This window comes from Corynebacterium sp. HMSC05E07 (assembly GCF_001807225.1).
Taxonomy (GTDB): Bacteria; Actinomycetota; Actinomycetes; order Mycobacteriales; family Mycobacteriaceae; genus Corynebacterium; species Corynebacterium singulare.
Genome location: NZ_KV788274.1, coordinates 43,367 through 63,241, shown reverse-complemented (window position 1 = coordinate 63,241; position 19,875 = coordinate 43,367). Strand labels below are relative to the sequence as shown.

Below are 19,875 nucleotides of genomic sequence, written 5' to 3'. Positions count from 1 at the left end.
CCGGCATCGGCTACATCCCACCCTGGGGTGTACCAATTACCGCCATGCCCGAATACCAAGAAGCCCTCGCCAGACTCGCCGCCGAACAGCAAGCAGAACCACCACCAGCACAAACCCCAGCCGCACCACCAGAACAGCCACCACCCGACAGCAGCTAACACCCCAGCCACCAAACAGAAAGGACACCACCAACGACCAGTACACGCCGAAACCCGCCAACCAAAGCCAAGTGCGCGGGCATGTCGGCGATCCCACACAACGATTCACGCGCTGCCCACCGGGGTTAAGGGACCTTAAAGAGCGAAACCCGCCAACCAGAAGGAGGTTGACGGGAAATTCGGCGCGCGTGGGATAAGTGCCGAGCAGCGAGCGAAGAAAACCACCTCGTCGCGCACGCCCGCGCCAATCTGGCTTGCGCAGTGTGAAGCGCACAGTGCTAATGAAATGGGGGTCCGCTAATGGAATGGGTGTTCTCGGTACAGGGCTATGGGTGAATCATGCTCCGGAAGTCCCGGTTTCGGACCCCAAGAATTCAAGCCCCAATGGCACTCAACGCACGGACTAGGTTAGGCGGTGAGAAGTGCGCGTCCGAAGAAATCCGACTCATCGCGCACACCTGGCAACGCATAGAAATAGCCACCGCCATAAGGACGGATGTAGTCCGCAAGCGGCTCGCCCTCAAGGCGCTTTTGCACGGTGATGAACTGGCGCTCCAGATCCTGTTGGAAGCAGATAAACACCAAACCTACATCGAGGGTGCCATTATCGCGCACGCCGTTGTCGTAGTTATACGCGCGGCGCAGCATAAGCTGATCCGCGGTCTCAGGAGTGCGCGGGTTAGCCAAACGGATATGGGCATCGGTAGGAATGACGTCTCCGTGATCGTCGAGGTAGCTTGGTTCCGCCCATTCATCGCCGCCCGAGAGCGGCCCGCCAGTGGCACGGTCACGCCCGAAAATCTGCTCCTGTTCCGCAATGGAAATACGATCCCAGAACTCCGTGTACATCGCAATAAGGCGCACCACCATGTAGCTTCCTCCCGCGGCCCACGCGGGCTCATCGGTACCAGCCCACACTAGGGTGTCGTTCTCCTCTTCTTTCGGGTTCACTATTCCATCCTTGAACCCCAAATGGTTACGCTGCGTGCCGGACGGGCGGGGCTCGTTCATGTATCCAGACTGGCGCCAGCGCACCGCGACGTCGCCGCGTGTGTGGCGCAAGATATCGCGCAGCGCGTGCAGAACGGTGTCGTGCTGGTCGGCGCAAATCTGGATGGCGAGGTCACCATGACAGAGATTTTCTTGAAGCGAGTCGTCGGCAAAAGCTTCCATCGTGGATAGGTGCGCAGGTTTGTGCGAGCTGAGGCCGAAACGGTCATCAAAAAGAGACTCGCCCACCGCCACGGTAATGGACAGGTTGTCCGTAGGCAGGTCAGTTCCCAGCTCACCGGAATCATTCGCCGGGTAAGCAATACCATCGGGCGGGGTCTGGCCGCCAGTAGTGAGGAAGCGAGCGCGATCCGTTATGGTGCGCAGAAGGGTCTCCAAACGCGACACATCTGCGAATTGGATATCAAGAGCAATAACCTCACAAAACTTCTGTGGCGCCGTCACAATGCCCTCTTGGTGCTCGCCGTGAAAGGCGGCAACTTCCTCAAGGTCCTTACTCCTGCCATTGTCCGGATTCGTCATCGGCTTGGAAGAACCGAAGAAGCTCGATTGCGCATTCGCCGTTGGTACGGCGACCGCCGCGGTACTCGCGGCGAGTCCCGAAAGAAAAGAGCGACGAGAGAAGTGAAACGGGCAGGTCATTAATCCATCCTTCGGACAACAGTCATGGTAGCTACCGGAGCGAGCAACTCGTTGGCGCTCGCAACCGCAGCTTGCAGGCGCAAACGATCCTTCTGGGACCATTCAGCAAAGGCAACGTCATACTTCGCATCGAATTCAGCGGCCAAAGCATCAAGTTCTTCAAGCTGGGCGTAAATCGGCGCCGTATCTAGACCGCGGCCTTCCACCAGCTCACGTACTGGGTCGAGCATGAAACGAGTGGAGAGGACATTGGCGCGCAATGCCACTGGTAGCGCATGGGCGCCGTAATCACGCTCGCCGCGCATATCGAATCGCTCAAATTCTTCCATCACCTCGTGGGTGCGCAGGCCATAATCGGGAGCTGGCACTGTAAAGTGCGTCTTTTCAAGGGTCTCAACTTTGGCGTGAACGGCGGCCACAAGGGCGTCGGCAAGCGTAGGCGTGAGGTCGGCGTCGGAGAAGAGCTGCTTTTCGACGCCCCCATACTCAACATCCTCTCCCGGCCACAGACCCGAATAGTTGTCAAAGGTGCGAAAGAACTCGTAGAACTCGAGATAGGCGGCCTGTGCATCGGCACGATTACCGGAATGAACAGCCTTACCCAAGGCATCAGCTTTGCTAGCAAGTTCGGGAAGGCGCTTCTTTTGTTGCGTTGCCTGTTCAATGGCGACCGCGGAAATCTCGCGATCCGTAATAGGCACCATCTTCGGAGCGTTCGTAAAGGTGGAGCCAGACACTGTGAAGTTATTCGACTTAATGGCGGAGTCGTTATGGAACACGCACGTCAGGTGGTACGTACCGTTCTGAAGCTTGGGGGTCCAGGCGCGCTGAGCAGGGCTGCCAACGCGCTCGAGGACCTGGTAGGCGTTACCCGCATCATCTGCAACGTAGACGGTGAGGGCAAGGCCGGTGGTGTTGAAGACCTTCCACTCCGCCTGTCCCTGAACGTCGTCCGGAGTCGGACAGTGGTACACGTCGCGCACATTGAGCTGCGGCTCCGGTTTCTCAGCAGACACCTTAGGGGGCGCATCGGAACTCGAAGAGCTGAGCCCGAAGGAGCTTTGAGCATCGGCGGTAGGGGTGGCGATGAGCATGACGGCAAGCGCCGCAGTGGTGATATGTAAGGTCTTCATGGGTTTGTCAGATTAGAACGGCAGCTTGATGCCGAGCTTGTCTAGGTCCAGGCCGGGGTGACCGTTCATGAACCAACCAACGACACCGGCGGCAGCGACGGCAAGCACGGCGAGGATGGCGAAGACGCCACCCTTGGAAGACTCGGAAGACTTGTCCTTCTTATCTTCGTCCTTCTTGTCATCGGAAGGCTTGGTCTCAGAAGGCTTGGTCTCGGAAGGCTTGGTCTCAGACTGCAGCTTGGTGATTTCCGGAACGCCGTTTTCGGTCACCTTCGGATCATTCATGCCCTCGACGACCGGCTTGAGGTTGGTGCCAGCGCGAGGGGTGACATCGACGTGTTCGATCGAGGCATAGTCCTTTGCCACCGTGCCGTCGGTCTCGTTGAGGAAAAGCTTTGGAGCTTTCTCACCGTTGAAGTCAAACATGTTGTTCAGCTCGCCGGCGCGTTCATCGAAGGCAATGCCACCCAAGCGGCCCAGTCCGAAGTTGTCCTGGATGAACTTGGTGACGGAGGTCTGCTCGGTGTAGGTCGAATCAACGAAGTTGGTCTTGGCGTACGGGGAAACCACGATAAGCGGCTGGCGGGTACCCGGACCGCACTGACCATGCTTGTCACCGGCAACGCCGACCTTAGCAGCAGCCGCAGTGCAAATCTCGGAGTCTTGGTGTGGGTCATTGGAGCCGTTGAGGATCTCCGGTGCCTGGTGGTCGTACCAACCATCGGAATCATCGTAGGCAATAATCACGGCGGTGGAGTCCCACTCCGGGGAGTTCTGCAGCTCGTTGATGTAGTGGGTAATAAAAGCCTGTTCATCGAGCGGGTTGGAGTAGCTTGCGTGACCATCCTGGAAGTTCGACGCCTTAAGGAAGGACACAGCCGGCAGGTTGCCCTGCTTGAGGGCGGTGTCGAAATCCTTTAGATCGTACTGGTGGTTAGCCCGGTCCGTCTTACCGATCATGTCATCGCTCGACGGCGCGAGGTGGTGGGGATTCGCCGTCGATGCATAGTACTGGAACGGCTGGTGGTGCGGGTTGTAGTCCGTCTGAGGATTACCGGTCAGCGTGGTGTGAGACGAGCCGCAGCGAGCACGGGAGGTATCGGTGGCCTCTTCAGTAGGACGGAAACCACCCTGGAACCAGCCCCACGTGACGTCCTTTTCGTTGAGCTGGTCGCCGATGTTCTTAGAGTGCATCGCGGTGACTTGGTTGGTGCCAGCGGAGGAACTGTTGGAGCAGTCGTCGTACAGCGGATCCGGGTCTCCCACCACGGTGGCGGTCTTTCCGTCTTCCGAAACACCGGCCAAAGCGTGGTTCTCGCCATCTTTGATGGTCTGCTGCTCACCCGTGGCCGGGTCATGCATCGTGGCACCAGCAACGGTTCCTGCAATAAGGTTCAGCGCGCCCGGCGTAGATGGACCGAAAATAGTGGAGAACGAATTATCGTTCATGGCGAAGTTCTGCGCATAGTTCCACATGCCGGTAACGGTGTTGCCATCGTAGTAGCCCATGGTCAGGCCGGTGGTGCCGTAGGACTGCGGGTCATACTTGTCATTGTCTACAGACACAGTCTCAGGGAACTTGTCCATCTTTCCGCCGTTGTAGGCCTTCTGCTCATCGGCGTAGTGGTGGTTCTGGTCCGCAGTCACAGCCTGCTCCGGGGTGAGACGGAAAGGCTTAGTAGAGTTCGGGTTCTTATCTCCGAGCAGGTCATTGTTCTCCAAGTTGTTGACCTTCGGGGTGCCTTCCTTGGCCTTAAATTTCGGGGCATCCTTTTCACTGCCCTGCAGCTTCTCGCCGTCTTTATTGAGGGCATTCGGGTACGTTGCGAAGTAGTGATCGAAGGAAATATTCTCCGAGTAAATGACCACGACGTGCTCGATGGGGGTCGCAGGGGCAGCTAGGGCCGGGACGGCGGACGTCGTTGCAGCAACTGCGGCGCACAGGGCCACAGCACGAGAGCGAAGTTTCATGGAAGATTCCAACCTTAGATGAGACTCTTAGGAACAATGAGGTTGAAAGTGGCTGTGGCTCGCCAGACGAGTCATTGGTCGCTTTCACAGCGGATTTAACGCCTACTGTGGCATTGCCGCAACAAAAGAAAAAGGGCATTCCCCGGAAAGATAATGCCCTGAAAGCGCTGTCTAGACCACCAATTTACCGTTCAGCGGACATGACAGCAGTTCATGTACAATTCATAGTAAATTTTCCTAATCGCCATCCGTGGACAGCGCCGCGACGAAAGCCTCCTGCGGCACCGAGACAGAGCCCAAGGACTTCATGCGCTTCTTACCGGCCTTCTGCTTCTCCAGCAGCTTGCGCTTACGGGAAATATCGCCGCCGTAACACTTGGCCAGCACGTCCTTGCGCATCGCGCGGATGTTCTCACGCGCGATGATCTTCGAGCCAATCGCCGCCTGGATGGGTACCTCGAACTGCTGGCGTGGGATGAGCTCCTTGAGCTTCTTCGTCATCTTGTTGCCGTACCACTGCGCGGACTCGCGGTGCACGATGGCGGAGAAGGCATCGACCGGGTCGCCGTTGAGGAGGATATCCACCTTGACCAGGTCCGCCAGCTGCTCGCCTGCCTCCTCGTAGTTCAGCGAGGCGTAGCCCTTAGTGCGGGACTTGAGCATGTCGAAGAAGTCGAAGATGATTTCGCCCAAGGGCATGGTGTAGCGCAGCTCCACGCGGTCTTCAGAGAGATAATCCATGCCACCCATCTGACCACGCTTAGCCTGGCACAGCTCCATCGTCGGGCCCACGAACTCCTCCGGCACGATGATGGTCATCTTCACAATCGGCTCATACACCTCGTTCAGCTTGCCGCTGGGCCAGTCAGACGGGTTGTGCACGATGGACTCCTCGCCGTCTTCTGCTACGACGCGGTAGGTCACCGACGGTGCCGTGGAAATCAGGTCGAGGCCAAATTCGCGCTCCAAACGGTCGCGGGTAATTTCCATGTGCAGCAGGCCCAAGAAGCCGCAGCGGAAACCAAAGCCCAGGGCAACAGAGGTTTCGGGCTCGAAGGTGAGGGAGGCGTCGTTAAGCTGCAGCTTCTCCAGCGCATCACGCAGATCCGGGAAGTCGGCCTGGGAGATGGGGAACAAGCCGGAGTAGACCATGGGGTTGGGGTCGGCATAACCCTTGAGCGGCTCGCTCGCGCCATTCGACGCCCACGTAATCGTGTCACCCACCTTGGTCTCACGCACGTTCTTCACGCCCGTGATGAGGTAACCCACCTCGCCCGGGCCTAGACCTTCACACTTCTGCATCGTGGGGCTGACAATGCCCACCTCCAGCAGCTCGTGGTTGGTGCCCGTGGCCATCATGGTGACCTTCTGGCGCGGGGTGAGTTTGCCATCCATCATGCGGATGTAGGTCACCACGCCACGGTAGGTGTCATAGACCGAGTCGAAGACCATGGCGCGGGCCGGGGCATCCTCACCAAACTCGGACGTCGGGGCTGGGACGAGCTCAGCCACCTTGTCGAGCAACGCCGGCACGCCCTCACCGGTCTTGCCGGACACGCGCAAGACCTCCTCCGGCTCGCAGCCAATAATGTTGGCAATCTCCAAAGAGTACTTCTCCGGATCCGCCGCGGGAAGGTCAATTTTGTTAAGAACCGGGATGATCTCCAGGTCATTTTCCATAGCCAGGTAGAGGTTGGCCAGGGTTTGGGCTTCGATGCCCTGGGCGGCGTCGACAAGCAAGATGGCGCCCTCACACGCCTCCAGCGCACGCGACACCTCATAGGTGAAGTCGACGTGGCCGGGGGTATCGATCATCTGCATGACAATCTCTTGACCCTCGAACTCGCCAGACTGCGGAATCCACGGCAGGCGCACGTTTTGCGCCTTAATGGTGATGCCGCGCTCGCGCTCGATATCCATGTTGTCGAGGTATTGGTCGCGCATGTCGCGCTCCTCCACCACCTGCGACAACTGCAGGATGCGATCAGCCAGCGTCGACTTGCCGTGGTCGATGTGGGCGATAATGCAAAAGTTTCGAATCTTGGACGGATCCGTAAACGTAGTAGCCGCGAAGTTTGTAGACATGCGTTTAGAATAGACGACATGACTAGGTTGGCCCGCATTTTAGGTTTCGGACGTCCCGAGCCGGTCGATGACGGCCTCCAGCGCATCACCGAACGCCTCGGCATGAACCAGAGTGATTCCGTCACAGAACCGCGTAAAGCAGCCGATATCCGGATCGAGGCTGCTGCCGACCATCCCCGCAGTGTTTTCTTCACCCCCGACATGGATGGGCAGGCCGACTCCGGTGAGGTCGTGTGGGTTTGGGCACCGTCCGACGGCAAACAGTCCCCACCGCGCGAACGCGCCGTCCTCATCGTCTCCCGCACCCGCACGACCGTGCTGGGACTGCTCATCTCCGCTAATCCGGGCCACGCCAATAAGGAAGAATGGCTCGACATTGGCACCGGCGAATGGGACGAATCCGGCCGCCAATGCTGGGTGCGCATAGACCGCGTGCTGGAAATTTCAGAGGAACAATGTCGCCGCCAGGGCACGCTTTTTCCGGAACGGCGCTTCGAGCGCATTGCTAACCGCTTGCGCTCGCGTTATCACTGGGCGTGATTTGGGGATTCGAGGCTGCTCCTGATAGATTTTCTGGGATGCCGAGGCATGTGTGGCGGTCAGGACCTTGGGTCCGCCTTCCTCGGTAAACATTTCCTACGACTGTAAGAGGTATAACAATGGCAAACATCAAGTCCAAGCAGAAGCGCATTCTCACCAACGAGAAGTCCCGTCAGCGCAACAAGGCCGTGCGTTCCGCCGTACGCACCGAGATCCGCAAGTTCCGCGCTGCCGTCGAGGCTGGCGACAAGGCTGCTGCCGAGAAGCAGCTCCGCGTTGCTTCCCGCGCACTGGACAAGTCCGTGTCCAAGGGCGTCTTCCACCGCAACAATGCGGCCAACAAGAAGTCTGGTATGGCCACCGCCTTCAACAAGATGGCCTAAATGAAACCGCTCCTGAAGTGGGTGGGAGGAAAACGTCAGTTACTTCCCGCCATCCACTCCATGCTGCCTGAGAGCTTCGACACGTACGTCGAGCCGTTCTTGGGCGGCGGAGCGGTTCTTTTTTCTTTGGCGCCCACCCGCGCCCGGGTCAATGACCTCAACACCGAGCTCATCACCGTCTATGAAGTCGTCCGCGACGATGTGGACGAGCTCATCGCCCTGCTCAAGGGCTATCCGAATGAGTCGGATTTCTTCTACGAGATGCGCGCCCGCGACCGTTCGCCGGAGTTTGCGCACTTGAGCCCCGTTGAACGTGCTGCGCGCACGATTTACCTCAACAAGACCTGCTACAACGGCCTGTACCGCGTGAATAACGCCGGCCAGTTCAACGCCCCGTTTGGCCGCTACGCTAATCCCACGATTTGTGATGAGCCCAACCTGCGGGCGGTGTCGGCGTACCTTAACGCCAATGACGTGGTTTTTTCCAACGGGGATTATGCCGCGTTGGAGGCGAACGAGGGGGATTTCGTTTACTTCGACCCGCCCTATGATCCGGTGAACCCGACGAGTAATTTCACCGGTTACCAGTCCGGAGGGTTCGGCCGCGCGGACCAAATACGCCTCAAGGAGACCTGCGATGCGCTGGATGCACGCGGGGTGAAGTTCCTGCTCTCGAATTCTGCGACGGATTTCATCAAGGAGCTCTACGCGGATTATCGCATCGAGATTGTGGGGGCTACACGCGCGGTGAATTCCGTGGCGTCGAAGCGCGGCAAGGTCGATGAGGTGCTCGTGCGCAATTATGCTTAATGACACCGCCTGGGACCTCGTCTTCCCCCACCTCGAGACCGAACTGGCCACGTTTGGCTACGCCATCCTCGAGGCCCCACGGCTCAAAGCGCTGTCCGGGCGCGAGCCGCGGCTCATGGCTAAGCACGATTTCTCGGCCGCTCGCCCGGCGGTCTTTCGCGAGCATGGTTTGTCGATGCTACCCATTCGCCGCGACGCGTACTTCATCGGCCACTTCGACCTGTATCAGCCTTTCCCGGACGACGCAGGGCCACTGACGTCGGTGCCAGTGCCGGAGGATATTGAGTCGATCGATTTTGAGAATGTGACCTCGGAAAGCGCGGCGCTCACGACGGCGCATTTGAGCGGCATGCTCCGTGATTTTCTCGGCGACGAGCTCGTGCCGACGGTGAGCGGGCGGATGTCCACGCAGCGCCTGCCTATGAAGGTGGGCGGCCAGGACATCGTGGTGGATCGCGCGCAGATGGAAATTGATGCGGGCTTCGAATCTGCGGAGCACCTCGTGCTCGTTGAGGCGAAGAACCACCTCTCCCCCGACTTCAACATCCGCCAGCTCTACTTTCCTTTCCGCCGTTTTTCGCTGGCGCTTAAGAAGGAGGTGGTGCCGGTGTATCTGGTGTATTCCAACGGCGTGTACCACTTCTATCGCTACGCGTTTAAGGACCCGGCGGACTTTCGGAGCATTGAGCTTATCGACGCCCACCGCTACACCCTCGGCCCCTCCACCCTCACCCCGGCCTTGGTAGCGGGTGTCCTCGCACGCACCCGCGTGGAGCGTCCAGAGATTCCCTTCCCCCAGGCGGATTCTTTTGCGCGCGTCATCAGCTTGCTGGAGAACCCCGTGGCGAAGGCAGACATGCCGGAAACCTTTGGTTTTAGCCCGCGGCAGGCGGATTATTACACCAACGCCGCCCGGTATCTGGGACTGGAGGAGCTGCGCGGCAACCGCGATGAGCGCAACCTCACGCTCGTGGAGGCGCTGGCCGCCCGGCCAGTGTTCCGGGAGATGCTGGAGAGCGTGGCGCAGTCGGAGCGCGCGCTGACGGTGGATGAGGCGATGGCGCTCATGCGCGCGGCCGAGCTAGGGCTGGGCGATAGCACCCTGCGACGCCGAGCCGGGACCGTCGTGGCATGGTCGCAGTGGGTCGCGGAACTTATCGCGCACAGCGCAGGCTAAGCAGCCTGGATGCCGGCCCACGCCAAGGCACAGCCGGCCACGACAAAGAAGACACCGGAACCGATGTCGATCCACGGTCCCGCGGCCAGGAGGCGGCGGCGAATCGGGCGGGTAGAAATCACCGTTGAGAGCACCACAAAGAGCACGTAGCTCGACAGTGACAGGCTCAGCACCAGCACCAACGACAGCCACAGCGGCGGGTGCGGCGGCAGCAGCGGGGCAACCATGGCCGCGAGGAAGAGCACGATCTTGGGGTTGGACAGGTTGGTGGCCAGTCCGGTGCGAAAGACTTTGCCCACCGACCCCAGTCGGGCCGCTGCGTCGTCCTCATCCTGCGGCGGCTGCGTGCGCAATTCCAGGCCGGACCGAACGGAAAGCACGCCCATGAAGACCAAGAAGCAGCCGCCGACGACCTGAATCAGGGACATGATCCCCGGAAAAGCCGTGAGCAGAGCGGCCGCGCCAAAGACGGTGAGCGAGCACCAGAAGAGCACGCCCACCTGAATTCCGGTGGCTGCAGCGATGGCATGGCGGCGCGAGCGCGTGGCATAACGCGTGATCAGCACGATGTCGGGGCCGGGCGCGGACGCCCCCACGAGGTTCATGAGAATAATGGCCGCAAACGCGGACCAGCTCATGACAGTCGCTCGAGCAGATCCTCACGGCCGAACATGCGGGCCGAGTCAACGGCGTTGGGGTGGCCCGCGGTTGGGTCGGCGCCGGCGTCCAGGAGGGCGTCAATAACCGCGTCCTCCTTTTTGAAGATGGCCCCGGCCAGCGGGGATTGGCCGCGGTCGTTGAGGAGGTTGACGTCGGCGCCGGCGGCGGCCAGCAGGCGCACCAGCTCGGCATGCCCGTGGTAGGCGGCAAGCATGATGAAGGACTGGCCGTCCTGGTTCACCATGTCCACGTTGACGCCTTGGGAGATGTACTCAAGGAGGGTGGCGTCGCCGTCGCGGGCGAGGTCAAAAAGCTTGGTTGCGAAGTCCTGGATCTCATCCATGGTGGGATAGTTTAGCGTGCTAACTCCGCCACCCGGCGCACGGCGGCCTCAATGGCAAACTCCTCTTCGCCGCCCTGGCCTTTGACTGCGCCGTCGAGCTCCGCCATGAGAATGACGGCCTTGGTGATATTCTCCCCCGACCAGCGGCGCGCCACCGGCTGGGTGAGCTTGACCGCATACGGTGCCATGCCGGCTTGGGAGGCCAGCGAATACTGGTCACCGCGTGCGGAGTACAGGCGTGCGATGTTGCCCACTTTGTTGGCCAAGGCCGCGGCAATCGCCACGGGGCTCGCGCCGAGTTGTAGGGCGCGGCGGCACGTCGAAACCGCCGCCTCCACGCGCCCAGCCACGGCGGCGTCCGCGATATCCCAGTTGGCCACCTCAGCCACGCCGACGTAGTACGCGTGGACGGCCTCGCGGGTAACCTTGCCGCCGGTATCGAAGACAAGCTGGGAGATGGCAGAGGCGAGTTCGCGGAGGTCGGAGCCGACGCCGTCGAGAAGCGCCTGCACCACATCCGGGGTCGGCCGCACGCCGTGGGAGGCGAACTCACGCGTGGCCCAGGGGCCCAGCTCGTTGGAGTACAGGGAGAAGACCTCGTGGACCTCACCGGTCTTGCGCAGGGCGGCGACGATTTCCGGCGGCTTCTTCTTTTTCTTCAGTGTTTTGGCCGTGATGGAGTAGATGAGTACCAGGGTGATGCCGGGCATGGGGTTGGCGGCGGCGTCGAGAAGAATGCGCGTGACCTCTTTGCCGGCCTTCTCGACATCACTGATGACGATGCAGCGCTCATCACCGAACAGGGAGGGGCTGGTGGCCTCGAGGATTTCGCCTTCGCTGACCTCGGAGGCCTTGAGTTTGGTGACATCGCCCTGTTGGACGGAGAGGCGGGCGCGCTCGGCAAGGAACTCGTCATCGCCGAGGATGAGGTGCACGGACATGCCTGTCATCTTAGCAACGCGGCGATGAGCCACCCGCCGAGGAGCAGCACGGCAATGGGCCCAGCTTCCACCGTGGTCAGAGGCATGGCAGCGGCGACGGCGTGGATCCAGTCTGCGAGGGGTTCGATGAGGATGACAAGCGGGCGGCCGAGGCCTATTTGGGCGAGTGCGGCGGCGATGAGCCCCACAACGGTGATGATGGGCACCACGGGTGCTGCCAGCACGTTAGCGATGACGGAGACCACCGAGACGCGCCCGGTCATGAGCGCAATGAGTGGCATGGTGACGATATCCGCGGCGATGGCCACCGCAACCGCACGCGCAATGATGCCGGTTCCCAACACGCGCAGCAGCAGCGGGGTCAGCGCCACAATGCCCGCGGTGGCGGCGACGGACAAGGCGAAGCCGTAGCTGACTGCGAGGTCGCTATCGCAGGCCAGCAGGAACAGCACGCCGAGGGAGAGCGCGTGGAGCGGTTCCATCTTGGAGGAATTGAGCACGGCGAGCAGCCCAGCCACGCCGGCGACGGTGGCGCGCTGGACGGAGGGCTCCCATCCCACCAGCGCCACAAACAACGCCAACGCGCTTGCCGACGCCCCCACCCTCACCCTCTGCCCCTTCACCAGCAACGCTGCCGCGGCACACACGATGGCGACGTTCGACCCGGAGACCGCGCTGAGGTGTGAGAGCCCAGTGTCGATGTAGAGCTGCTTGTCTTCAGGGCTTTGCAGGCTGGTGTCTCCCAGCACCATTCCGGGGATGAGCCCGTTGTCACAGATGGCACGAAAGTTCGCCGCCACAGCGGCGGTCCAGCTGTGGGTATGGGCGGTGAGATCGCCGCTGAAAACGGTCTGGCCTACCCCGACGCGGTTGGCCGGGCCAGGCTGGCCGTGAATCGTGACGAGCGAGCCGGACCAGGCCTCGGGTTGTTCGCTAAGGAAAACCGGAAGCTGGGCCGGGTATCCGGGAACGGACAGGCGCACCATCCACCCCGAGGCGGTCTGGATGGGATCCGCAGTGAGGCGTCCGGTAACCTCGGCGCCGAAGCGGAACTGCCCGGCGCGGTGCATGCGCACAGCGGCCACCGTGGCGAAGAGGGCACCGCTGGCGGTGCAGAGGATGGCCTGCCCAGGCGCGCGCTGGCGCACAAGGACAAAGGCGACAAGCCCCACCAACAACCACGGCTGGCCGAAGAGCACCGCGAGAGTGGCCAACCACGCCACCGCCGCCGCAGGCACGAGCCGCAGCTCCCTCACGGACGCACCTTGTCCTTGAGCTGCGCGAACTTTGCCGGACCGATACCGGAGACGTCCATGAGTTGGTCCACCGAGGAGAAGTGTCCAGCCTCCTCGCGGTGCGCGATAATGGCCGCGGCGGTGGCCGGGCCTATTCCTGGCAGGGCTGTGAGCTCCTCGGCGGTAGCGGAGTTAAGGGAAACGGTACCGTCACCAGCTCCCGCCGCGCCGCCGTCGTCGCCGGGAGGAGCGCCGACGGTGATCTGTTCGCCGTCGTTAAGCTTCTGCGCCAAGTTGAGGTTATCCGTGGGCACCTTCGGCCCCGCGACCGCCAGCGCATCGTTGACGCGCGCGCCCGGAGCCAGGGTGACCAGGCCGGGCGAATCCACCTCCCCGACCACCGACACCACGATGTCCGCCGGCACCTCGCTGCTGAGCGCGGGCACCTCATAAGGATTAGTGGACTCGCGGGAGGTGCCCAGCCACGCGAGCAGACCCACCGCAGCCAGCCCCGCCGCCACGAGCGCCAGTCGCGGGGGCACGCGTAGCCGTGGGCGCGGGTAGTCAACGTTGAGCAGCTCTTCTTCCCCGGTCGGCCGGGTGAGGTCACGAAGACGGTCAGCAATCGCAGTCATGCCCGCGACGCTACGCAGCCCCTCCCTACCCGTCGAGTGCTTGCGCCGCTGCCTGTGGATAACTTGTTGAAGGCGTCAACAGCTAACTGAACACGACGGAGACGCCGATGGCGCCAGGGCCGACGTGGACAGAGAGGACGTCGGTAAGCGCAACGCGCATAAACGAAGACTCCGGCAGCGCCAGACGCAACAGATCCTCCAGGCGGCGTGCGGCGGCCTCATTGTCGTTGTACTGCACGGCAACGAAGGCCGGCTTGCCCTCAGCGCGGGAGGCCACAAGGTCCACAAGCTTCGTAAAAGCCTTAGTCTGCGTGCGGGTCTTGCCCACCATTTCGAGCTTTCCGGCCTGCACAGCCATGATGGGCTTCGTGGCCAGCAGGGCTGTGGATAACATCGCCGTCGCCGCGGACATGCGCCCAGAGCGGCGAAGATCCTCCGTAGAGTTGAGATAGACCCATGTGTGGCTGCGCTCTAGGGTGTCGCGGGCGCCGTCATAGCATTCCTTCAGCGACGCGCCTTCTTGGGCCAGCTTCGCAGCGGTCATTGCGGCCGCGCCCATCACCATGCCGGCGGTGCCCGAGTCGATGACGCGCACGGTATCGGGAAACACGCCCGATGCCGTGACCGCCGCCGACCACGTCGACGACAACTCCTTGGACAGGTGGATGGCCAGCACGCCGTCATCACCGGAGCGTTCCATCTCGCGGCCATACAGCGCCGCGAGCTCCAGCGCAGTCAGCCCCGATGTGGACAGCTCTGCGCCGTCCTTGCCGTGGCTTTCCATGACGTGGAGGTCCACCACGCTAATGCCGAGCTCCTCCACGATGTCCGCAGGCAGACCCGCGGCGGAGTCGGTGACGACGCGAATCACTAGACGTCCGCCCCCGCGCCGCCAACGACGGCACCGCCCATGTTCCAGCCGTCGAAGTACCACTGGGCACTATCCACGTTGTCGGGCGTGAATTCCAGCGGAGACAGCGGCTGGGAGGCATCGAATTCGGGGCGGGCGGTCAGCTGCGACCAATGCGTGTTTTTCAGCCCGGAGAGGATGCCGTATTGGTGGTGCTCCAGGCCCAACAGGTGGCAGGTCAGCGCGGAAATAGCGCCGCCGTGCGCAACGACGAGCACCGCGCCTTCATCCCAGTCAGGCAGCTCGCGCATAAGCTCATCGATCACTGGGCGGGCACGGCGGGCCACGTCAACGCGGCTTTCGCCCTGCGGCGGGGCCCACGTGGGATCGTGGCGCCACAGAGCGCGCGCACCGGGGTACTGTTCATCGACTTCGGCGGAGGTCATGCCCTGCCAGTCACCGAGGTGGGTCTCACGCAGGCGCTTATCGACGCCCACCTCAATCCCCAACTGCCGCCCGATTACGTCCGCGGTATCGAGGGCGCGGATGAGGTCGGAGGCCACGATGGCCGTAATCTCTTTGTCCTCGAGCAGCTCGGCGGCGGCCCGGGCTTGGGCATAGCCAACTTCAGACAGCTCGGTGTCGAGGTGCCCCTGCATCCGGCCGGTGGCGTTGTAGGTGGTTTGACCGTGGCGGATGAGGAGGAGGCGGCGGGTCATAATTCGTCGTCTTCCGGCTCCGGCTGGGCCAGCGGAATCTCATCAATGGACTCGACCTCGCGGGGGTTGACCTCGGTGGCCCACTCGCCGGGGCGCTCCGGGGCCTCAATGCCCGGGATCTCGATGAGCGGGCAGTCGTGGTAGAGGCGGTCGAGTCCGTAGAATTCGCGCTGATCATTGCGCTGAACGTGGACGACGATGGGGCCATAATCGAGCAACACCCAGCGGTTTTCGCGGTTGCCCTCACGACGCTTGGGCTCGAAGCCCTTCTTGGTGAGCTCGTCCTCTACCTCTTCGACGATGGACGCCACCTGGCGCTCGGTATCGGCGGAGGCCAACACAAAGACCTCGGTGATGGCGAGCACGTCGGAGACATCGATGGCGGCGATGTTGGTGGCCAACTTTTCATCCGCAGCCAAGGCGGCGGTTTCCGCCATGAGGCGTGCTTCATCAGTAATCGACATGACTATCCCTACACAACGCGTACAGTACTAAGACCTCTAGTCTTACACGTCGGGGGCGTGATTTCCTAGTTAGGTGCATCCCAGCGCAAGAATCCTACAGCGGCTTTTCCGGACGCGGGCCATACAGGTGATTCTTGGCGATGTACTGCACGACCCCATCCGGCACCAGGTACCACACCGGCTGGCCTTGTTCGGCGCGGGCGCGACAGTCGGTGGAGGAAATAGCCATGGCAGGGATCTCGATGAGCTCGATGGATTCTTGAGACTCCTGCGGCAGCATGTCCTTGCTGAGCTCGTAGCCGGGGCGGGTCACGCCGACGAAGTGCGCCATTTCCAGCATCTCTTCCCAGTCCCGCCAGCTCATGATGGAGGCGAGCGAGTCTGCGCCGGTGATGAAGTAGAGCTCCGCGTCGAGGAAGACGGCGCGCAAATCCCGCAACGTGTCGATGGTGTAGGTAGGTCCCTCGCGGTCAATGTCCACGCGGGAGACGGTGAAGCGCGGGTTCGACGCTGTGGCCACCATCGTCATGAGATAGCGGTGTTCTGCGGCGGTGACCTGTTTGCCGGCCTTGTGCCAGGGCTGGCCGGTGGGCACGAAGACCACTGTATCGAGGCGGAAGCGGTGGGCTACCTCGCTGGCGGCCACGAGGTGGCCGTTGTGGATGGGATCAAACGTGCCACCCATGATTCCGATGCGTTGCGGACTAGTCATGGGTGGTGAGTATACCGGCCACGGCGTCGATGACCTGCACGTCCTGCCCGGAGAGTTCCCCTAAGAAATAGGACGCATGACGCTGCGCCTTGGTGGCCAAGGCATCGCCGGCGGCACCGAGGGAGAAATCGCAGGCAAAGTCACCGGGGAGGCAGTAATCCACGTATCGGTCCGCGGGAAGTCCAGCGCGGTTGCGCACCCCCGGCAGCTGGTGCAGCGGGTTGCCCATTGTGATGACTCCGTGGAGGCGCCCGCTCTTGGCGAGGTGAGCCTCCACACTCGTGGTCACCACAGCTCCCTGCGAGTAACCGGCCACAACCCAGCGCGGGTGGCAGCCGGTGGAGTCCTCATAGTCTGCCACCACCTTCGGGGCGTTGGTGATGCCCGTACGCACGCTCTGGATGGCGCCCCACGTGACTGAGCGGACCAAATCCCCGACTGGGTACTCCTGCACTATCTCAGCCACGCGCAGCAGCATGTGGCGCGGGCTGAGCTCCTCCCCCTCGCGCGCGAGGGGTGGGAGGTTCATGGTGGCGGGATAGGAGACATCATCAAGCGCGAGCACAAAGACATCATCCATTGTGCCGGGATGCCGGCGCTCCACGTGGTGGAAGAGTGCTGCGAAATTTCGCCCCTCGAAGCCGGTGGACGCCGGTGCATGCTCGGCGTAGCGCTGCGGACCAACGTGTTCGCCGTGGGCCTCGTTCTGGTCCGATCCGCGCGCGACAAGCACCACGGTGCCTGGGCAGGTGTCGATACCACCTGCTGCAGCAGGCGGGTTCGCCGTCACGGCCAGTGCTGCGCTGAACAGCGCAAGGAGCGAGAGAAAAGGCTTCACTCTTTCTTGTTTAGCGGAAACGAACCCCATCCACCATGCGGCCGATAGAATCGTAGACCTGATTATCCCACTGGTGGGGGGCGAAGAAGTACTGACCATGAGAGCCACCAGTGGGCTCTGCGGCGTACAGGGTGCCTACGGAAAGGTCGCATACGGCATCGAGCGGCAGGCAGTAATCAACGCGGTTACCGGTAGCGCGCGGGTAGGGCATGAAGCCCATCGGGCCGCCAGCACCCTGGGTATTGCCCACCACAGAGGGATCGTTCTTGCGGGTCAGCGGGTTGCCAAAGGTAACCACACCAGCGAGTTGGCCGCGGTTGGCCAGTTCCTTCTCATGGCTAGCGATGACCATCGCACCCTGGGAGTAGCCGGACAAGATGTACTGCGGGTGGCAGCCAGTAGCACCTTCGTAGTCGTTGATGGCGCTCATGACGCCGCGCTTGCCGGTCTGCACGGAGTGCGAGAACTGATCCAGGGCCGAGACAGCAGTGTTCACGACCGGCTTAGCGTACTGCAGAACCACGCCTAGCGCCTGCGCCGCAGTGGTGGGCAGCCCCACGTTCGGCACGGTGTACTCCGGGTACGTCGCCGGGTAGTACTTGGGTTCCAGACCGAGGACGTAGACGTCCTTCATCATCGAGTTACCACCGTGCGTGGCCTGGTAGTGCGATTCGGCGTTGCGCAACATGGCGCGCATGGATTCACCTTCCCACCCATTGGAGGCACGGCCTCCCTGGTTGGAATACTGCGTCGGGTAGATCTGGCCGTTTTGCCCGGAGCCACGAGCGGCCACGAAGACCACTGCGGGGCAGTGCTCATCGGCGCTGGCAGCGGGCGCGGACACGGTATGAGGGACGATGAGGGCGGACACGGCCATGACGGCGGCGGCCATAGCGGAAGCAAAGCGGGACAACACTAGACACCTATCAGGTTGGATTTATTATCGCGCTTCAGATTACCTAGTACTGCCCCAGCGCGCAGCACGCCCCCCCCGGGGCAAAGGAGGGCATCCTACTCGAAAACTTTTCGAGTAGGATGTTTTGCGCAGGTCAGACTCGAAAATTTCCTTTCGAGTAGCTTTCGAGTAGCTTTTCTAGCTCTACTCAGCTCATCCAAAAGGCCTCTCAACAAACCACACTGCCCGTGGATCACGCGGGCCATTACCCCTCCATTTCACAAGCCCCTTGTCACGCATGACTTGCAATGCACGACGCACTGACGGAATTGACACACCAAGAGCTTCCGCCACTTCCCCCGTAGACATTGGACGTGTGCTCGTTTCCAACGCCGCCAACGCCCCTTCGGCATGTCGGGGCAAGTCCTTCAGAACGTGCTCGTTCAATCGTTGAATTGCCTTCAATGTCAGAACAACGCTGCCGCTCGTCTGCGCATAAGAGGGATCAGCAAATCCGACACGACGCATACCAGCGAACATGCGGCGGATCCCCTCTCCCAGTTCTTGGCCGATGCGAAGCTCAGCAGTAACGCGTGCAATGAGGGGATTGCGCGCGAAACGTGCTATCGATTCAGGCTTAGCAGGATCAACAAGACCTGGAAACCGTCCGGGGCTAGAAATCTCAATCCGATTGGGGTACACCTCGAATCGAATATGGTCACCAGACATGCTGTATGAACGGTGCACAACTGCGTTAACTAGTCCTTCTAACCACACATCATGTGGAATGAGGTTTTCCTCCTCAAATAACCCCGCCCCAGACAGTCTACGAACTGTCGGTAGCATCCTGCCGATTGCCTCTTGTGCTGCACGAATCTGCTCCGGCACAGGACCATCAAAGCGACAATCTTCCATCAACTGTTGTTGCTGGCCTGGCAGGCGCTCGTTCTCCGCGAAGCGAAGTACCCGGATGTGAGCATTCGGGAAAAACTCCTGCGGATTCTTTCCAAACAGCAAGAGCGCAGCGGCCCGCGGCCTCCCCTGACGGTCAATCAGATTTCGCGCTCGGAGTGAATCCACACCGGAGGCCGAACCAATAGTGTCAGCATAATCTTCGACTAAGGACATATCGAGGTCCTCCGGACAAGCCTGCGCCAGCACAGTAGCGTCGTACTGCTGCTCGCCCTTGGTATATCGAAGCTCAAGGATGTCATCGGCCTTGAGATGCCTAGACTCGTCACCGACCCGCAGGTAACACTCCCCTGACTTTAAATAGTGGACCCGCTCGCTGGGTAGGACATGAAAGAGGTACACCTCGATATCCCCGTCAATGTCAAGCGTTTCGATGCGAACTCTAACGGTCGGATCCGTGTGATCCAACGCGGTCTGCCGCAGATCGTTGCCCTGCCCTGCTGTGGGACGGCCATCAAAACCACGATCAGTAATCCCCACGGCAACAACACCCCCCTCGGCATTTGCCATTCCGACGATTGTCTTGGCCAAATCCTTGGGTTTGATTCGGAACGATTTACGATCGAACCACTGATCTTCGGGCACGCTCAAGAGCAGCTGCGGCTCTTCGTGAAAGTTTCGCTGTACGCTCACAGAGCAACATCCTACTCGAAAAGTTTTCGAGTAGGATGTTTTGCGCAGGTCAGACTCGAAAATTTCCT

Annotated in this window: 20 protein-coding genes; 4 read left to right on the top strand and 16 right to left on the bottom strand. The window is 61.3% G+C overall.

Annotation, left to right across the window (positions count from 1 at the left end):
• Window positions 1-566 precede the first annotated feature (566 nt).
• The 4 genes from efeB to lepA all read right to left on the bottom strand — a co-directional run bounded on the left by efeB (window position 567) and on the right by lepA (window position 7,000).
• A complete protein-coding gene (efeB, locus tag HMPREF3149_RS11550) occupies window positions 567-1,811 on the bottom strand; it encodes an iron uptake transporter deferrochelatase/peroxidase subunit (protein WP_070538301.1) in 1,245 nt (414 codons plus the stop codon).
• Window positions 1,811-2,944: an EfeM/EfeO family lipoprotein gene (locus tag HMPREF3149_RS11545; protein WP_070538299.1), complete on the bottom strand. Its 1,134-nt coding sequence runs from the start codon at window positions 2,942-2,944 to the stop codon at window positions 1,811-1,813. The genes efeB and HMPREF3149_RS11545 overlap by 1 nt, the downstream gene beginning before the upstream one ends.
• Before the next feature lie 12 nt (window positions 2,945-2,956).
• Entirely contained in the window at window positions 2,957-4,915 is a 1,959-nt protein-coding gene (locus HMPREF3149_RS11540; protein WP_070538297.1) for an alkaline phosphatase family protein, read from the bottom strand.
• A 237-nt stretch (window positions 4,916-5,152) separates the two neighbouring features.
• Window positions 5,153-7,000: a translation elongation factor 4 gene (gene lepA, locus HMPREF3149_RS11535; protein WP_070538296.1), complete on the bottom strand. Its 1,848-nt coding sequence runs from the start codon at window positions 6,998-7,000 to the stop codon at window positions 5,153-5,155.
• An 18-nt stretch (window positions 7,001-7,018) separates the two neighbouring features.
• On the opposite strand from lepA, the gene HMPREF3149_RS11530 reads away from it, so the two are divergent.
• The 4 genes from HMPREF3149_RS11530 (at window position 7,019) to HMPREF3149_RS11515 (ending at window position 9,910) form a co-directional block, all read left to right on the top strand.
• Window positions 7,019-7,540 (top strand): type II toxin-antitoxin system PemK/MazF family toxin, encoded by a 522-nt coding sequence (locus HMPREF3149_RS11530; protein WP_070538294.1) that lies wholly within the window; start codon window positions 7,019-7,021, stop codon window positions 7,538-7,540.
• Window positions 7,541-7,659: 119 nt separating this feature from the next.
• On the top strand, window positions 7,660-7,923 hold the full coding sequence (gene rpsT, locus HMPREF3149_RS11525) for a 30S ribosomal protein S20 (RefSeq protein ID WP_042531928.1): 264 nt from the start codon (window positions 7,660-7,662) through the stop codon (window positions 7,921-7,923).
• The gene (locus tag HMPREF3149_RS11520) at window positions 7,924-8,733 is read left to right on the top strand and encodes a DNA adenine methylase (RefSeq protein ID WP_070538292.1); all 810 of its coding nucleotides are present in this window, start codon (window positions 7,924-7,926) and stop codon (window positions 8,731-8,733) included. It abuts the gene before it with no gap.
• Window positions 8,726-9,910 carry a type II restriction enzyme gene (locus tag HMPREF3149_RS11515; RefSeq protein ID WP_246820006.1) on the top strand — a complete coding sequence of 395 codons (1,185 nt, stop codon included), beginning with the start codon at window positions 8,726-8,728 and terminating at the stop codon, window positions 9,908-9,910. Before HMPREF3149_RS11520 ends, HMPREF3149_RS11515 begins: the two co-directional genes overlap by 8 nt.
• Here HMPREF3149_RS11515 and HMPREF3149_RS11510 read toward each other — a convergent pair.
• The 12 genes from HMPREF3149_RS11510 to HMPREF3149_RS11455 all read right to left on the bottom strand — a co-directional run bounded on the left by HMPREF3149_RS11510 (window position 9,907) and on the right by HMPREF3149_RS11455 (window position 19,807).
• Window positions 9,907-10,548, bottom strand: a complete 642-nt coding sequence (locus HMPREF3149_RS11510; protein WP_070538288.1) for a LysE family translocator — start codon at window positions 10,546-10,548, stop codon at window positions 9,907-9,909. The two genes, HMPREF3149_RS11515 and HMPREF3149_RS11510, sit on opposite strands and share 4 nt — an antisense overlap.
• Window positions 10,545-10,913, bottom strand: a complete 369-nt coding sequence (locus HMPREF3149_RS11505) for an ankyrin repeat domain-containing protein (protein WP_070538286.1) — start codon at window positions 10,911-10,913, stop codon at window positions 10,545-10,547. The genes HMPREF3149_RS11510 and HMPREF3149_RS11505 overlap by 4 nt, the downstream gene beginning before the upstream one ends.
• Before the next feature lie 11 nt (window positions 10,914-10,924).
• On the bottom strand, window positions 10,925-11,863 hold the full coding sequence (gene holA, locus HMPREF3149_RS11500) for a DNA polymerase III subunit delta (protein WP_070538311.1): 939 nt from the start codon (window positions 11,861-11,863) through the stop codon (window positions 10,925-10,927).
• Window positions 11,860-13,110 carry a ComEC/Rec2 family competence protein gene (locus tag HMPREF3149_RS11495; RefSeq protein WP_070538284.1) on the bottom strand — a complete coding sequence of 417 codons (1,251 nt, stop codon included), beginning with the start codon at window positions 13,108-13,110 and terminating at the stop codon, window positions 11,860-11,862. Before HMPREF3149_RS11495 ends, holA begins: the two co-directional genes overlap by 4 nt.
• The gene (locus HMPREF3149_RS11490; RefSeq protein WP_070538282.1) at window positions 13,107-13,724 is read right to left on the bottom strand and encodes a helix-hairpin-helix domain-containing protein; all 618 of its coding nucleotides are present in this window, start codon (window positions 13,722-13,724) and stop codon (window positions 13,107-13,109) included. The genes HMPREF3149_RS11495 and HMPREF3149_RS11490 overlap by 4 nt, the downstream gene beginning before the upstream one ends.
• Window positions 13,725-13,806: 82 nt before the next feature.
• Complete coding sequence (locus HMPREF3149_RS11485; RefSeq protein ID WP_070538280.1) at window positions 13,807-14,595, bottom strand: DegV family protein; 789 nt, start codon at window positions 14,593-14,595, stop codon at window positions 13,807-13,809.
• Window positions 14,595-15,293, bottom strand: coding sequence for a histidine phosphatase family protein (locus HMPREF3149_RS11480; RefSeq protein ID WP_070538278.1), 699 nt, complete (start codon window positions 15,291-15,293; stop codon window positions 14,595-14,597). Before HMPREF3149_RS11480 ends, HMPREF3149_RS11485 begins: the two co-directional genes overlap by 1 nt.
• Window positions 15,290-15,757 carry a ribosome silencing factor gene (gene rsfS, locus HMPREF3149_RS11475; protein ID WP_042531948.1) on the bottom strand — a complete coding sequence of 156 codons (468 nt, stop codon included), beginning with the start codon at window positions 15,755-15,757 and terminating at the stop codon, window positions 15,290-15,292. Before rsfS ends, HMPREF3149_RS11480 begins: the two co-directional genes overlap by 4 nt.
• A 94-nt stretch (window positions 15,758-15,851) precedes the next feature.
• On the bottom strand, window positions 15,852-16,469 hold the full coding sequence (gene nadD / locus HMPREF3149_RS11470; RefSeq protein ID WP_070538276.1) for a nicotinate-nucleotide adenylyltransferase: 618 nt from the start codon (window positions 16,467-16,469) through the stop codon (window positions 15,852-15,854).
• Window positions 16,462-17,307, bottom strand: a complete 846-nt coding sequence (locus HMPREF3149_RS11465) for a cutinase family protein (RefSeq protein ID WP_246820005.1) — start codon at window positions 17,305-17,307, stop codon at window positions 16,462-16,464. Before HMPREF3149_RS11465 ends, nadD begins: the two co-directional genes overlap by 8 nt.
• A gap of 10 nt (window positions 17,308-17,317) precedes the next feature.
• Complete coding sequence (locus tag HMPREF3149_RS11460; RefSeq protein ID WP_239179411.1) at window positions 17,318-18,223, bottom strand: cutinase family protein; 906 nt, start codon at window positions 18,221-18,223, stop codon at window positions 17,318-17,320.
• Between the two features lie 192 nt (window positions 18,224-18,415).
• Complete coding sequence (locus HMPREF3149_RS11455; RefSeq protein ID WP_070538273.1) at window positions 18,416-19,807, bottom strand: ATP-binding protein; 1,392 nt, start codon at window positions 19,805-19,807, stop codon at window positions 18,416-18,418.
• Between the last annotated feature and the right edge of the window lie 68 nt (window positions 19,808-19,875).

Excerpts from the sequence above, each read along its gene's own strand:
- efeB (WP_070538301.1), bottom strand. The coding sequence starts at position 1,811 with ATGACCTGCCCGTTTCACTTCTCTCGTCGCTCTTTTCTTTCGGGACTC.
- HMPREF3149_RS11545 (WP_070538299.1), bottom strand. The coding sequence starts at position 2,944 with ATGAAGACCTTACATATCACCACTGCGGCGCTTGCCGTCATGCTCATC.
- HMPREF3149_RS11540 (WP_070538297.1), bottom strand. The coding sequence starts at position 4,915 with ATGAAACTTCGCTCTCGTGCTGTGGCCCTGTGCGCCGCAGTTGCTGCA.
- lepA (WP_070538296.1), bottom strand. The coding sequence starts at position 7,000 with ATGTCTACAAACTTCGCGGCTACTACGTTTACGGATCCGTCCAAGATT.
- HMPREF3149_RS11530 (WP_070538294.1), top strand. The coding sequence starts at position 7,019 with ATGACTAGGTTGGCCCGCATTTTAGGTTTCGGACGTCCCGAGCCGGTC.
- rpsT (WP_042531928.1), top strand. The coding sequence starts at position 7,660 with ATGGCAAACATCAAGTCCAAGCAGAAGCGCATTCTCACCAACGAGAAG.
- HMPREF3149_RS11520 (WP_070538292.1), top strand. The coding sequence starts at position 7,924 with ATGAAACCGCTCCTGAAGTGGGTGGGAGGAAAACGTCAGTTACTTCCC.
- HMPREF3149_RS11515 (WP_246820006.1), top strand. The coding sequence starts at position 8,726 with ATGCTTAATGACACCGCCTGGGACCTCGTCTTCCCCCACCTCGAGACC.
- HMPREF3149_RS11510 (WP_070538288.1), bottom strand. The coding sequence starts at position 10,548 with ATGAGCTGGTCCGCGTTTGCGGCCATTATTCTCATGAACCTCGTGGGG.
- HMPREF3149_RS11505 (WP_070538286.1), bottom strand. The coding sequence starts at position 10,913 with ATGGATGAGATCCAGGACTTCGCAACCAAGCTTTTTGACCTCGCCCGC.
- holA (WP_070538311.1), bottom strand. The coding sequence starts at position 11,863 with ATGACAGGCATGTCCGTGCACCTCATCCTCGGCGATGACGAGTTCCTT.
- HMPREF3149_RS11490 (WP_070538282.1), bottom strand. The coding sequence starts at position 13,724 with ATGACTGCGATTGCTGACCGTCTTCGTGACCTCACCCGGCCGACCGGG.
- HMPREF3149_RS11480 (WP_070538278.1), bottom strand. The coding sequence starts at position 15,293 with ATGACCCGCCGCCTCCTCCTCATCCGCCACGGTCAAACCACCTACAAC.
- rsfS (WP_042531948.1), bottom strand. The coding sequence starts at position 15,757 with ATGTCGATTACTGATGAAGCACGCCTCATGGCGGAAACCGCCGCCTTG.
- nadD (WP_070538276.1), bottom strand. The coding sequence starts at position 16,469 with ATGACTAGTCCGCAACGCATCGGAATCATGGGTGGCACGTTTGATCCC.